A 13,593-nucleotide genomic window follows, 5' to 3' on the forward strand; every position below is an offset into this window, starting at 1 on the left:
GATCCGCCCCGGAATTGAAGCGGCGCCGAGGCTTGCCTTACCAAGCCCGCCCGTCCACAAACCCGCGCTTACGCAATTCAGCGGCCAAGGGAGAGCCGAGGTGGCGGACGAGATGAACCTGCCCAGGGGCGAGCTGATGAAGGGCAAGAAGGGGATCGTCACCGGGGTGGCGAACCACAACTCCATCGCCTGGGGCATCGCCTCGCAGCTGGCCGCTCAGGGCGCCGAGCTCGCCCTCTTCTACCTGCCGGACATGGAGAAGCGCGTCCGGCCGCTGGGCGAGAGCCTCGGTGTCGCGACCATGGCGCCGGCCGACGTCAGCGACGACGCCTCCATGCAGGCCGCCTTCGACACGGTCGGAAACGCGTTCGGCAGCATCGACTTCTTCGTCCACGCCATCGCGTTTGCGCCGCGAGATCAGATCTCCGGCTCGTTCGTGGAGAACGCCACGCGGCAGGGTTTCCTCACCGCCATGGAGATCTCGGCCTTCTCGTTCGTCGACTGCGCTCGGCGCTCGGCGCAGCTGATGCCGAACGGCGGCTCGATCATCACGCTCACCTACATGGGCTCGGAGCGGGCGATCCCGAACTACAACACCATGGGGGTGGCCAAGGCGGCGCTGGAGGCGTCGGTGCGCTACGCCGCCCGCGACCTGGGCCCCAGGGGCATCCGCGTGAACGCCGTCTCGCCGGGCGCCATGCGCACCCTGTCGCTGGCCGGCATCCAGGGCGGGCGCGCCATGCTCGCCAAGGGCCGCACGCTCTCGGCGATGAAGGAGGACACTTCCATAGAGGGGGTGGCCGGCTGCGCGTTGTGGCTGCTCTCCGACCTCGGCCGCTCGACCACCGGCGAGGTGGTCCACGTCGACGCCGGCTTTCACATCATGGGCTTCGTCGAGGACGAGGAGGGGTAGGAATTCCTCCGTCGGCGGAGCTTCCCGCCCCATACAGCTTCAGGAACTGCGCCGCGGCCGTACGGGCGATGCGCTCGTTTTCCGCCTCGTCGGGTTCGGGCGGGGCGCCGAACAGGGCGGCGACCTGGCGGGTTGCGACCACCAGTCCGGAGAACACCTCCGCGGCCGCCAGCGGGTCGGGGCAGTTGAGGCGGCCGGCGCAGGTCTCAGCGTCGACGAAGCTCGCGAAACGGCGGCGATTGGCGAGCGGCCCGGCCTCGTAGATCGCCGCCGGCACCTCGGGCAGTTCGGCGGCGTGCGCCATGGCGGTGCGCATCAAGGCGATGGTCCGCGGGTTGAGCACGCCGCGCATCATGGCCCGTGCGTAGGCGGCGAGCGTCTCCTCGATCTGCTCCAGCGCGCCGGGCGCCTCCAAGGGCGCGGTCATCTCGCTGACGCGTCTGGCGCACATCGCTCGGACCAGGTCGGCCTTGGAGCCGTAGTGGTTGTAGATCGTCTGCTTGGAGACGCCCGCCCGCCGGGCGATCTCCTCCATCGAGGCGGCGGCCCCCCGTTCCGCGAGAACCTCGAGCGCGGCGTCGAGGATGGCCTCGTTCTTGGCGACGTCGATCTGGCCGGCGAGCCTGGGCATCAGTGCGCCCCCTCGAGCTGCGGCGCGGGAATCCCGCGGGCGGCCTTGGAGACGAAGACGGTGAGCCCCACGGCCAGCCAGCAGGCCAGCGACAGGAAGGTGAACGCATCGCCGAACGCCAGCACGGCGGCCTGCTTGTGCATCAGGAAGCCCAGCGCCTTGCGGGCCGCGCCCTCGGGGTCGGCGAGGCCGGAGGCTCCCATCATCTGGGTCAGGCCGTCCAGCATGTCCTGGCTCTGCGGGTTGGCGACCGAGGCGGCGCTGGCGATGTCGGCGTAGTGGACCGCCTGCTGGTCGGTGAGGATGGTGGTGAGTCCCGCCAGCCCGATCGCCCCGGCCACGTTGCGCACCAGATTGATGAGCCCTGAGGCGTCCTTCATCAGGGTCACCGGGAGGGTGGTGATGGTCATCTGCTGAGCGGCGATCAGCGCGATCATGCTGCCGACGCCGCGCACGATCTGCAGGGTCAGGAACTCCCCGAAGCCCCACTGGTCGGTGATCCGGCCGCCGAGCCCGATGCTCCAGGCGCAGAGCCCGAAACCGACCGCCAGGCACAGCCGCGGGTCGGCCTGGCGGACGAAGCGGCCGATGGTCGGCGCGCACAAGAACATGCTGAGCCCGGAGACCAGCATGGTCGTGCCGACCTGGGCGGCGGAGTAGCCGCGGATCTGCCCCAGGAACAGGGGCAGCAGGAAGGTGCCGCCGAAAAGGCTCATGCCGGAGACGAAGGTCATCAGGATGCCGAGCGTGAAGTTGCGGTCCGCGAACGGCCTCAGCGAGACGATGGGCTGGCGGTAGGCGAGCTGGCGCCAGACGAAGGCGACGCCCGCGATGGCCGAGGTGACCGTCAGCCACAGGATCGCGTCGTCATCGAACCAGCCGTCCTTGGAGCCCTCCTCCAGCACATACTGCAGCGACAGCAGGAAGATCGCCATCAGCGCCAGCCCCCACCAGTCGATGCCCTTGGCGAGCTTCGGGTCGCCCTTGTCGAAGCCGCCGTAGCGGCCGACCAGGAACACCACGAGAGCGCCCACCGGGACGTTGATGAAGAACAGCCAGCGCCAGGAGAGCATCTCGGTCAGGTGGCCGCCCAGGGTCGGGCCGATGGTGGGGGCGAGCGTCACGATGGAGCCCACCACGACGTTCGCGGTCACCCGCCGCTCCGGCGGGAAGACGGTCATCGCTGTGGCGAAGATCGGCGGAATCATCGCGCCGGCGGCGAGGCCCTGCAGGGCGCGCGTGACGATCATCATCCCGACGCTGGTCGAAAGCCCGGTGGCCACGGAGGTCGCCACGAAGCAGAGCGAGGCGGCGACATAGAACATCCGCGTGCCCCACATCTTGGTGAGGTAGGCGGTCAGCGGCATGATCACCACCTCGGCCAGCAGGTAGATGGTCTGCACCCAGCTGATCTCGTCGTTGGTGGCGCTGATGCCGGCCTGGATCTGCACCAGGGACGAGGCCACGATCTGGATGTCCAGCATGGCCATGAACTGGCCCACCACCATGCCGCCGAAGCCAAGGAAGATGCGGGTCCAGTTCACCTCCGCGCCGTCCGCACCGATGTAGCCGGGGGCGGGCGCTGCGGCCGGGATCGCGGCGGTCAGCGGCGCGCGCGGGCCGGAGTCGTCGGGGGCCATGGCCTAGCGCCGCGCATAGCGGACGGGCGCGTCGGCCGCCTCTGCGAAGCTCGGGCCGGTATTGCGCCGCACGTCGACCTTGACGGTGACCGAGAGGCCGGGGCGCAGCGCCCCGGCGTAGGGCTGGGCGCGGTCGACAGCGATCTTCACCGGCAGCCGCTGGGCGATCTTGGTGAAGTTTCCGACGGCGTTCTCCACCGGGATAAGGGCGAACTCCTGGCCGGTTGCGGGCGCGAAACTCTGCACGCGCCCACGGATCGTCTTGTCGCCGAACGCGTCGGCGCGGATCTCCACCGGCTGGCCGACCCGCAGGCGTGCGACCTGGGTCTCCTTGAAGTTGGCCACCACATAGGCATCCGCCAGGGGCACGACGGTCATCAGCGCCCCGCCCGGCCGCACGTACTGCCCGAGACGGACGCCGCGGGCGCCGATCACGCCCGCCACGGGGGCGCGGATCTCGGTGCGGGAGAGGTCGATCCTGGCCTGTTCGACAGCGGCGCGGGCGGCCTGCAACTGGGCCACTGTCTGGGCGCGGGCCGAGCCGAGCGATTCCGACGTGCGCCGCTCAGCTTCCAGCGTCGCCTGCGCCTGGGCGACCCCGGCCGCGGCCTCGTCGTCGGCGGCCTTGGCGCTCTGCGCGCGCTGCGGAGGGACCCAGCCCTTGGCGGCGAGCGCGCCGTAGCGGTCCATTTCGGCGCGCGCGAAGGTGGCCTGCGCCCGGGCGCTCTGCACGCTCGCGGCGCGCTCCCCGATCATCGCTTGCTCAAGCCGGGCCTTGTCGTCGACCTGCCGGACCGCGGCCTGCAGCGCTTCCGCATTCGCCTCGGCCTGCGCCAGCCGCGCCCGGATGGGGGCCGGATCGATGCGGACCAGCAGCTGGCCGGGCTGCACCGCCTCGTTGTCGGACACGGGCAGATCGGCCACGTAGCCGTCCACCTGCGGAGCGACGGTCACTTTGTCGGCCTCGACGAAGGCGTTGTCGGTCTGCTCGAAGTGCTGGCGCTCGAGCCACCAGAAGCCGCCGCCGACGGCCACCGCGAGCGTCGCCGCGCCGCCGGCCAGGACCGGTATCCAATGACCTCTCGGCAATGCCGCCATAGCCGCACCCAGCTTCCAAGGGCCCTTCGTTCTCGAGAATGGGCGCGGGCCAGCCTGGCCGCAAGTGAAAAATGGACGGAACGGTCTAAAAAACATCCGCTGGACGTGCGGACGCGATCGTGGCTCATCGCGGGACATGAGCGACGAGGCCGATGTGATCATCGCCGGCGCCGGCATCGCCGGGGCGACCCTGGCGCTGGCCCTGGCCAAGGCCGGGCTGAGGCCGGTGCTGATCGATCCGGTGGTGTTCGATGCGCAGGTCGCGCCGACCTTCGACGGCCGCGCCTCGGCGATCGCCTTTGCGGCCTACCGGCAGTGGCGGGCGCTGGACGTCGCCCCGGCGCTCGATCCGCACGCCCAGCGTATCGAGCAGATCCTGGTCACCGACGGGCGCGCGCCCGGCGCTGCGGCCGGGGCGCCGCCGCCGTTCTTCCTCCGCTTCGACGCCGCCGAGATCGCCGATCGCTCGGAGGGCGAGCCGCTCGGCTACCTGCTCGAGAACCGGCATATCCGCGCCGGCCTCGCCGAGGCGGTGCGTCGCGCCGGGATCGAGGTGCTGGCGCCGGCGCGGGTGGCCGGGCTGGAGAGCGGTCCGCGCGGCGCGAGCGTGCGCCTGGCTGACGGACGCACTCTCGCCGCGCCCCTGGTGGTGGGCGCCGAGGGGCGTGGCTCGGTGGTGCGCGAGCAGGCCGGCGTCGGGGTGATCGGCTGGGACTACCGGCAGACCGGCCTGGTGGCGACGGTGAAGCTCGAGCGGCCGCATCACGGCGTCGCCTACGAGTTCTTCCTGCCGTCGGGGCCATTCGCCATCCTGCCGCTCACGGCGGACCGCGCGAGCCTGGTCTGGACCGAGAGCGTGCGGCGCGGGGCGGCGCTGAAGGCCGCGCGCCCGGAGATCTTCCACGCCCACCTGCAGCGGCGGTTCGGCGAGGCCGTGGGCGAGGCCCGCGTCGAGGGGCCGGTTTTCACCTATCCCTTGGGCCTGCAGCTCGCCGAGCGGCTCACCGCGTCCAGGGTGGCGCTGCTGGGCGATGCGGCGCACGCGGTGCATCCGATCGCCGGCCAGGGCCTGAACCTCGGGCTGAAGGGGGCGGCGGCGCTCGCCGAGACCCTCGTCGAGGCAAGCCGGCTGGGCGAAGACATCGGTTCCGACGCCGTGCTCGAGCGCTACGCCCGCTGGCGGCGCTTCGACGTCGCGACGCTCTCGGCCGGCATGGACCTGTTCGTGCGGCTGTTCTCCAACGACCATCCGCTGCTGCGCGCCGCGCGCGGCGCCGGCATGGCGGCGGTGAACCGCATGGGTCCCGCGCGCCGCTTCTTCATGCAGGAAGCCGGGGGCGCCGCGGGCGACCTGCCGAAGCTGCTGAAGGGGGAGGCGCTGTAACTCCCTCCCTTTATGGGAGGGAAGCTCGCCGCCAGGCGAGCTGGGCGGGGAGGCCACGATCAAGCTCCGAGGCTGCCGGTCGGCGTCCTCCATTAGGAACAGTCGCCGAGGCTGGCCCGCATGTCCCGCCCTGACCGCTTCGCGGTCTGTGCCCCCCGTTCAGGGAGAAACCTACTCCAGCTCCCGCGCTTCTTCCGGCAGCATGATCGGCACGCCGTCGCGGATCGGGTAGGCGAGCTTGGCCGAGCGGCTGACGAGCTCGCCCTTTTCGCGGTCAAAGATCAGCGGGCCGTGGGTCACCGGGCAGACCAGCACCTCCAGGAGGCGCGGATCGACCTCGACCTGCGGGCCGGCCTCGGGGGCGGGATCGGCGGCGTCGCTCATGGGCTGCCTCTACTGCACCGAATGGCTCTCGTCATCGCCATCTTCCATGCAGTCGATCTCCAGGAGCGTGGTGAGCGCCTCGAAGCGGCCGGCCAGGTCGGGGGCCTCCAGAAGCGCCTGCTTCTCGGCCGGCTCGAAGGGCAGCCCCATGGCCAGCGAATTGACCAGCGGCTCCAGCGGCGCGGTGGTCGCGGTCTCCCAGTCGATGTCGAGCTCGCGGCGGTTCAGGTAGCGCTTCAGCGCGCGGCCGAAGCGCTCGCGGACGCCGTCCGGCGCCAGCGTCAACTCGTCCCGCGCCAGATCGTTCTCGAAGCGATCATAGCGGGCGCGCACCTGGCGGTAGGGCGTACTGATGGCGATCTCCTCGCCCGGCTCGAAGCGGCAGACGCCGGTCAGCGTGATGAGGTAGCGGCCGTCGGCCGTCTCGGCGTAGCTGGTGATGCGCCCGACACAGCCGACGCGAGCCAGGATCGGCCGCGAGCGGTCGCCGCCCTTGGTCTGGATCATGCCGACGACCCGGTCGCCGGCCATGACGTCGTCGACCATGTTCAGGTAACGCGGCTCGAAGATCTGCAACGGCAGTTCGCCGCCCGGCAGCAGCAGCGCGCCGTCGAGCGGGAACACCGGGATCACCTGCGGCAGCTCGGCCGCCCGTCGATAGCCCGGCATTCTCGCGTCTCCTCTCGAAGGGAGGTCAGCTGAACAGTATGGCCGAAAGCCGGCGGCGCCCCTGTTTCGCCACCTCCGACATCGGCCCAGCCGCTTCGAACACCTTCAGGAGCTGCTTGCGGGCGGCTTCATCGTTCCACTCGCGGTCGCGCTCGATGATGTAGAGCAGGTTGTCGGCCGCCGCGTCCAGGCGCCCGGCGCCGGCCAGCGCCGCGGCCAGCTCGAAGCGCGCCTGGTGGTCGTCCGGATCCTTGGCCAGGCGCTGCTCGAAGGCGGCGGTGTCGGCGGGCGCGGCTTCGGCCAGCGCCAACGCGGCGCGGACGCTGTCGAGGTCGGGGTCCTTGGCGTCCGGCGGGGCCATGGCCAGGACCTCGCGGGCCCGATCGGGATCGCCGTTCTGCACGTAAAGCCGCGCGAGCCCGCCCAGCGCCTTGGCGTTCTCGGGCTCGGCCTGCAGCACCTGGGCGTAGGCCTGGGCCGCGCCGCCCAGGTCGTTCATGGCGAGCGACTCCTTGGCGAACTCGAGGAGCTCGTCGACATGCGAGCCGCCGCCGCCCGCGGTCTTCTCCTTGGCGAGTCGGTCCACGAAGGCCTTCACCTGGCTCTCGGGCAGGGCGCCCATGAAGCCGTCAACCGGCCGGCCGTCGACGAAGGCGAACACCGCCGGGATCGACTGCACCCGCAGCTGGCCCGCGTAGGCGGGGTTCTTGTCGATGTCGACCTTGACCAGCCTCACCGCGCCCCTGGCCGCCGCCACCGCCCGCTCCAGCGCCGGGCCGAGCTGGCGGCAGGGGCCGCACCAGGTCGCCCAGAAGTCCACGATCACCGGCTGCTCGCGCGAGGCCTCGACGACGTCGGCCACGAACGAGGCGTCGGTGGCGTCCTTGATCAGGTCCGCAGGCGGGGCTCCGCCCGCCTTGCCGGTGGTCTCGCCGATCAGGGTCATGCGCCGCTCCTCCGCCGTGCTCGTCAAACGCGTGCGTTCAAAGATGGTCGCAGGACCGCGCCGGTTCAACGCATCTCCCGCGTCGGGACCACGGCCATGGCGGCGAAGTCGACCACCAGCGGCTCGACCCCCGCCGCGGCCAGGAAGCTGCGGAAGCCCGCCTGCGAGATGGTCGTGGTGGCGGTGTTCTCCAGCGGGTGGAAGTTGACGAGCGGCGCCTCGGCGAGCGTGCGGTCGAGCACGAAGCGCACGCGATGGGTCTTGTCGTTGACCAGGCCGAAGGCGCTGACCGAGCCGGGCGTCACGCCGAGGGTCTCCGCCATCAGCTGCGCATTGCCGAACGACAGCCGGGCCGAGCCGATCACCAGGTGCAGGCGCTTGAGGTCGATCCGGGCATGGCCCTCGGCCGAAATCAGCCAGAGCTGGTCCTTGGCGTCCTTCAGGAAAAGGTTCTTGGTGTGCGCTCCCGGGATGGCGCGCTTCAGCGCTTCCCCCTCCTCGACACGGAACACCGCGGGATGCTCGACGGTCTTCGTCCCGGCCCCGAGCCGCTCGAGCAGGGCCAACAGTTCGGCGCGGTTGGTCATCGGCCCAGCAATACCCGAACTGGACGGGCGCGCGAGGGGCGCCTAAAGGACCGAACCCACGCTGGTCATACCGGGTCTGACCCATGGAACTGGAGTGCTACCCCACCACCGAGCGGCCGCCGGAGATCGTGGCCGGCCGCCAGGAGCGCGCCTGGATGGATCACTTCTCCCAGCGCCATCCCTACCGCTGCCTGCCGCTCAACATGGCCAACACCTCCGGCTGGGAGATCCTCTCGCCGGTCGCGTTCACCGCGGAGTGGACCGGCGGCCTGCACCAGCAGGACATCCGGCTCACGCCCGACTACCCGCATCCGGACTTCCACCGGCTGGCCTCCAGCCACTTCAGCCACGGAGTGCTGACCTTCCACCCCGGCTACCTGTTCCGCACCCCGCCCGGCTGGTCGATGTGGGTCATGGGGCCGCCCAACCACGTCAAGGACGGCATCCAGGCGCTGTCGGGCGTGGTGGAGACCGACTGGCTGCCGTTCCCGTTCACGATGAACTGGATGTTCACCCGGCCCGGCAAGGTGCGCTGGGAGAAGGGCGAGCCGTTCTGCTTCATCACCCTCCTGGAGGACAAGACGCTGCACGCCATCCAGCCGGTGGTGAAGCGCATGGACCGCGACCCCGAGCTGCGCCACCAGTACGACGTCTGGGAGAAGCACCGGTCCGAGTTCAACCAGCGGATCTTCCGCCAGGACCCCGAGGCCACCAAGCAGGCCTGGCAGCGCTATTACTTCAAGGGCGAGTTTCCCGAAGAGGTGGCCCCGGCCCGCCAGGACCATGTCAACAAGCGGCGGCTGAAGAGCCCGAAATGGGTGGGCTGAGGTGCGGCCCCCGGCCGCTTGCAAACCGGGGGGGCGTCTGCCATAAGCCGCCTCTCGAATTTTCGGGGCGGGTTCATCCCACCGCTTCCCGAGGAGCGCGGGCGTAGCTCAGGGGTAGAGCACAACCTTGCCAAGGTTGGGGTCGTGAGTTCGAATCTCATCGCCCGCTCCAGAATTCGAGACTCCAGGCACGAACGAAAAGCAGGGCTTCGGGCCTCTGCTGGCTAACCCTCTAGACGGCCGGCGACATCCCGCGGACGCCTTGGATGCAATCTGGTTGCGGCTCGCGCCAGCGTCGGCGCTCTTTGATGCGCCGAGCGCGGGGTGTGCGCTCTGCGCCACGCGCGACCAAGCCCGGCGGGACCTGCTTCAGGACATCGAGGGCTCCTGCAATCCCCGCCGCCTGCGCTCAGCCCTGGGCTACGTCAGCCCAGCCGAGGCTGAGCGGAGAGCTGCTCGGCCGCTTGGATCGTTTCGGCGTCGGTTGATCGTTCCTTGAGTGCGGCGATCGCCTCCAAGTTCCGCTGGTGCGCGGCCTGGTCGATGCGGAAGGCCAGCCACACCAGGATGGCGCCTGCGCTGAGCAGCAGCGAGAGCCCGATGTAGATCATCGCCAGGTGGCGCATGACCGCCGGATCGAGGGTCGACGGCCTGGCGCCGATGGGGAACTTCACGATCGCCAGGAGGATGCCCGGCAGGATGGTCGCGAGCGCATTCGCGAGCTTCAGCATCAGCCGGTCGGAGAACAGCACCAGCCCCTCGGAGCGGCGCCCGGTCCGCGCCTGGTTCTCCTCCACCACGTCGGAGATCATCGATGTCGAGACGATGGAGGCCGCGATCCCTACGACGCCGTGCAGCAACTGCGCGCCCATCAGGACGGGAAGCAGCAGCGGAGCGCCGTTGGGCGGCAGCAGTCCGAACAGGCGCAGCGCCAGCGGCCCGTGCACGAAAATCAGGCTGGCCGCGTAGAGCCAGAGATAGGCCTGCCGCTTCTGCAGCCGGGCGGAGACCGCCGCAGCGACCGCAAAGGCCAGGGGCCCGGAGAGGGCCTGGATCGCCACCAGCAGCATCACGTTGCGGGCCGGCAGGTCGAAGATGAATGTGTTGAAATAGATCGACAGGCCGGTGGTCAGGGCCGCCGGGGCGGCGGCCAGCATGCCGCCGATCACCGCGATGACGAAGTTGCGGTTCCCGAAGATGCTGGCGATCTCCTTCAGCCATACGCGCCACTGCACGTCGCGCGGCGCGGGCCGGTAGAGGTCCGGGATGTGCGCGTGGGTCCCGAGGTCGGAGACGAGGTTGGCCGCCATCATCAGCAGGCCGACGGCGATCGCCATCGGCGGATAGCCTGCCGGGTTGAGCTGGCCGAGCGGATAGTCCGGCGTCTTCCTCAGGAACACGCCGTAGGCCAGCACCGCGGCGATGCCGCCGCCCAGCGAGCCCAGCATGTAGCGGAAGCCGTACATCCGGGTGCGGTCGTGATAGCCGGGCGCCAGCTCGGGCAGTAGCGCGCCCGAGGGCACCATGTAGAGGCTGTGGCTGAACCGGAAGAGCGTCACGGTCACGCAGAGCCAGAGGAAGAGCTGGCGCGCGGTGAGCCCCGGCGGCGGCATCCACAGCGCCATGAACGACAGGCCGACCGGCAGGATCGAGAGGTACATGAGCGAGTGCCGCCGCCCGAGCCGGGCGCGCAGATTGTCGGAGAACTGGGCGATGAGGAGGTCGAAGAGCGCGTCCACGAACAGCGAGACGCCCATCGCCAGGCTGACCAGCTGCACCGGCACGTGCAGAATCTGGCTGTAGTAGAGAAGCAGCACGCCGCCCACGATGACGAGCTGGGCGCCGTCCTCCATGGAGCCGATGCCGAACAGCACCTTGGTGGTGAGCGACGGCCGCCGGGGCCCGCCCGTCCGCGGCGCGCGCGCGTTTGGCGCTTCGTCCGACCTGGCCAGCGCCATGCCGCCTCCCTCCCGATCGCGCGCCCTCTCTGCGGGGCCTCCCGCCAGGGCTAAGCGAGCCGCCGGGGGAAGTCGTGTGCTGTTGGGCGCAAATTCCGCCGTCCGGAATCCGGCGAGATAGCCCCGGCAAGCGCTCGGGCGCGCGACTAATGTCCGGTTCGGGGCATGGTCAGGCCGGTGGGGCTTCGGGACGAAGCCCGGTCTTCCCCGATCAACCACGCGCCGCGTCAGACGGCGCAAAGAGACGTCCGGCGCGAGACCGGCGTCAGCAGGGGGAAACATATGCGGAAGCTTCTTTTCGCCTGCGCCTCCGTTTCGGCGCTCTGCGGGTTCGGCGTGACCGGCCATGCCTGGGCGCAGGCGGCGGCCCCGGCGGCCCGGCCGGCCGTGCAGGACACAACCGAGGTCGGCGAGGTCATCGTGACGGCTCGCAAGCGCAACGAGCGGCTGCGTGACGTGCCGGTGTCGGCGAGTGTGGTGGAGGGTTCGGAGATCCTGGAGCGCGGCGGCTTGCAGGGGGTGAAGGACCTGGTCACCTCGCTGCCCAGCGTGGCGTTCGGGGACACCTCGACGCCGCTCACCTCGGAGGTGTCGATCCGCGGATCGGGCACGAGCCGCGGGACCAGCGCCGAGTCTGGGGTCGGTCTCTATCGCGACGGGGCTTACGTCGGCGGCGGCGCCCAGGGCGGCCGGACCTTCAGCCGCTTCGACCTGTTCGATGTAAGCCAGATCGAGGTGCTGCGTGGAACGCAAGGCGCGCTCTACGGCCGCGATGCGGTGGGCGGGGCGATCAATGTGATCACGGCGCGGCCGAGCCCGACGCCCTCCGGCTATCTCTCCGCCAAGGCGGGCAACGTCGGCTTCACGGAATACGAGGGCGTGCTGAACCAGCCGCTGACCGACCATCTCGCGGTCCGGCTGAGCGGCGACGACATGAAGCAATCCAAGGGGTTCTACTTCAACCCGGACCTCGACAAGTACATCGACGCCCAGTCGACCTACGCGTACCGCGCCCAGCTGCGCTATGAGAACGGCCCGTTCGATGCGAACCTCATGTTCGAGCACGCGAAGAACAAGTATCCGGCGCTGAACCTGCAGCTCTGGGTGCAGCCCAATGCCCTGGAACCGCAGGGCATCTTCATCGAGCCGAAGTTCAGCAGGCCGCACAATTTCGAGGACGCCGACGTCGACCAGGTGAACGATGTCGAGTTCGCCTCGAACTACCGGTTCGACTTCGGGACGCTGACCTGGATCAGCCTGTGGCGCGAGCGCAAGGACCTGCAGCAGTTCGACAACGACATCATCGATCCCGGCCTGCTGGCGCAGATCAAGGCCGCCGGCCTGCTCGCGCCGGGCGCCTCGCTGGAGACCAACGGCACGCAGCAGAACCACGGCAAGACGCGGAGCTTCAACCAGGAACTTTACCTGAGCGGCGACATCGGAACCCAGTGGAAGTGGCTGATCGGCGGCGAATATCTGCACCTGCAGGACGGCGACACGATCACCACGACGCGGACGCCCACGAAGGCCAACCCGTCGACCGGGGCCGTTTCGGTCTCCTCCCAGACGCTGAACTCCTGGGCCGCCTACGGCAGCCTGGAATACGACTTCACCGACCAGTTCGGCGTCACCGGCGAGCTGCGATATACGAAGGACGAAAAGACCTTCGCGGCCAACCAGTTCAGCAATCCCGGCTTCGTGGCCGTGAAAGGCAAGCTGGTCGACGCCACCTTCAACCCCGACAACCTCGCCTACGAGGTAACCGGCTCCTACAAGTTCTCGCCGGAGTGGATGGGCTACGCCAAGGTCGGCACGGGCTTCCGGGCCGGCGGCTTCAACAGCAATCTCGGAAATCCACTGCAGCCGATCCCGATCCCAGTCAGCTACGGCAACGAAAACACCCTCACCTACGAGGTCGGCGCCAAGGGCAATCCCATCCGCCAGATCTACCTGACCGCGGCGGGATACTGGACCGACGTCAGCAACCTGATCATCCAGACCGACAACGGTTGCAAGGCGACCAATCCCGTCTGCCCTGTCGCGCAGACGAACTTCGCCACCAACGGCGGCAAAGCGCGGATCTGGGGCGTCGAAGCGGAGGCCACCATCAACCTGTCGATCGCCGGCGGCGACCTGCTGACCACGATCGGCGGCTCCCGCCAGGGCGGCAAGATCACCAGCGGCGAGTTTGACGGCGACAACCCCCCGCAGCTGCCGAAGTGGCTGGCCTCGGCCAACCTCCACTACAGTCATCCGCTGGCGTACCAGGCGACGGGCTTCGTGAACCTGCTCTATGCGGCCCGCTGGGGCGGGGTGCAGGAGATCGAGCAGACGCCCGAGCTGCATGACTATCAGATCGTCAATGCCCGCGCCGGGATCCAGCGCGGCCACTGGGAGGTTGCGGCGTTCGCCAACAATCTGACCAACGTCACCTACCTCACTTTCGAGGCCACGTCGGCGCGGCGGTGGAGCGAGCCTCGCACCTACGGCGCCCAGGTTCTCTACCGCTGGTGAGGACCTTGCGCTGACCTCGCAGAAGGGTCCAGGCGCGCCTCC

Annotated in this window: 12 protein-coding genes and 1 tRNA gene; 5 read left to right on the forward strand and 8 right to left on the reverse strand. The window is 69.6% G+C overall.

What is annotated here, in order from left to right; genetic code table 11:
* The first annotated feature begins 100 nt into the window (after positions 1–100).
* Positions 101–913: an enoyl-ACP reductase gene (locus tag Q0W60_RS00270; protein WP_297691364.1), complete on the forward strand. Its 813-nt coding sequence runs from the start codon at positions 101–103 to the stop codon at positions 911–913.
* On the opposite strand, the gene Q0W60_RS00275 is transcribed toward Q0W60_RS00270, so the two are convergent.
* From Q0W60_RS00275 to Q0W60_RS00285, 3 genes are read right to left on the reverse strand one after another with little or no spacing between them, the layout of a single operon-like run.
* Positions 882–1,544, reverse strand: coding sequence for a TetR/AcrR family transcriptional regulator (locus Q0W60_RS00275; protein ID WP_297691366.1), 663 nt, complete (start codon positions 1,542–1,544; stop codon positions 882–884). The two genes, Q0W60_RS00270 and Q0W60_RS00275, sit on opposite strands and share 32 nt — an antisense overlap.
* Positions 1,544–3,184 (reverse strand): DHA2 family efflux MFS transporter permease subunit, encoded by a 1,641-nt coding sequence (locus Q0W60_RS00280; protein WP_297691368.1) that lies wholly within the window; start codon positions 3,182–3,184, stop codon positions 1,544–1,546. Before Q0W60_RS00280 ends, Q0W60_RS00275 begins: the two co-directional genes overlap by 1 nt.
* A 3-nt stretch (positions 3,185–3,187) precedes the next feature.
* Positions 3,188–4,282 carry an HlyD family secretion protein gene (locus tag Q0W60_RS00285; RefSeq protein ID WP_297691370.1) on the reverse strand — a complete coding sequence of 365 codons (1,095 nt, stop codon included), beginning with the start codon at positions 4,280–4,282 and terminating at the stop codon, positions 3,188–3,190.
* Between the two features lie 136 nt (positions 4,283–4,418).
* Here Q0W60_RS00285 and Q0W60_RS00290 point away from each other — a divergent pair, with 136 nt between their 5' ends.
* Positions 4,419–5,666: an FAD-dependent monooxygenase gene (locus tag Q0W60_RS00290; protein WP_297691372.1), complete on the forward strand. Its 1,248-nt coding sequence runs from the start codon at positions 4,419–4,421 to the stop codon at positions 5,664–5,666.
* Positions 5,667–5,837: 171 nt separating this feature from the next.
* On the opposite strand, the gene Q0W60_RS00295 is transcribed toward Q0W60_RS00290, so the two are convergent.
* The 4 genes from Q0W60_RS00295 to Q0W60_RS00310 all read right to left on the reverse strand — a co-directional run bounded on the left by Q0W60_RS00295 (position 5,838) and on the right by Q0W60_RS00310 (position 8,252).
* On the reverse strand, positions 5,838–6,050 hold the full coding sequence (locus Q0W60_RS00295; RefSeq protein WP_297691374.1) for a Trm112 family protein: 213 nt from the start codon (positions 6,048–6,050) through the stop codon (positions 5,838–5,840).
* A 9-nt stretch (positions 6,051–6,059) separates the two neighbouring features.
* The gene (locus Q0W60_RS00300) at positions 6,060–6,719 is read right to left on the reverse strand and encodes an LON peptidase substrate-binding domain-containing protein (RefSeq protein WP_297691376.1); all 660 of its coding nucleotides are present in this window, start codon (positions 6,717–6,719) and stop codon (positions 6,060–6,062) included.
* A 25-nt stretch (positions 6,720–6,744) separates the two neighbouring features.
* Positions 6,745–7,665 carry a co-chaperone YbbN gene (locus Q0W60_RS00305; protein WP_297691379.1) on the reverse strand — a complete coding sequence of 307 codons (921 nt, stop codon included), beginning with the start codon at positions 7,663–7,665 and terminating at the stop codon, positions 6,745–6,747.
* A gap of 65 nt (positions 7,666–7,730) precedes the next feature.
* A complete protein-coding gene (locus Q0W60_RS00310; protein ID WP_297691381.1) occupies positions 7,731–8,252 on the reverse strand; it encodes a YbaK/EbsC family protein in 522 nt (173 codons plus the stop codon).
* A gap of 83 nt (positions 8,253–8,335) precedes the next feature.
* On the opposite strand from Q0W60_RS00310, the gene Q0W60_RS00315 reads away from it, so the two are divergent.
* Together Q0W60_RS00315 and Q0W60_RS00320 are read left to right on the forward strand one after the other, a co-directional pair.
* Positions 8,336–9,079 carry a DUF6065 family protein gene (locus Q0W60_RS00315; RefSeq protein ID WP_297691382.1) on the forward strand — a complete coding sequence of 248 codons (744 nt, stop codon included), beginning with the start codon at positions 8,336–8,338 and terminating at the stop codon, positions 9,077–9,079.
* Between the two features lie 97 nt (positions 9,080–9,176).
* Positions 9,177–9,251: transfer RNA gene (locus tag Q0W60_RS00320), tRNA-Gly, on the forward strand.
* A 253-nt stretch (positions 9,252–9,504) separates the two neighbouring features.
* Here the strand turns inward: Q0W60_RS00320 and Q0W60_RS00325 are convergent.
* Positions 9,505–11,037 (reverse strand): MFS transporter, encoded by a 1,533-nt coding sequence (locus tag Q0W60_RS00325; RefSeq protein ID WP_297691384.1) that lies wholly within the window; start codon positions 11,035–11,037, stop codon positions 9,505–9,507.
* A gap of 282 nt (positions 11,038–11,319) precedes the next feature.
* Between Q0W60_RS00325 and Q0W60_RS00330 the strand changes: the two genes are divergently transcribed.
* Complete coding sequence (locus Q0W60_RS00330) at positions 11,320–13,551, forward strand: TonB-dependent receptor (protein WP_297691386.1); 2,232 nt, start codon at positions 11,320–11,322, stop codon at positions 13,549–13,551.
* The last annotated feature ends 42 nt before the right edge of the window (positions 13,552–13,593 follow it).

The organism is Phenylobacterium sp. (genome assembly GCF_025934275.1).
Taxonomy (GTDB): Bacteria; Pseudomonadota; Alphaproteobacteria; order Caulobacterales; family Caulobacteraceae; genus Phenylobacterium.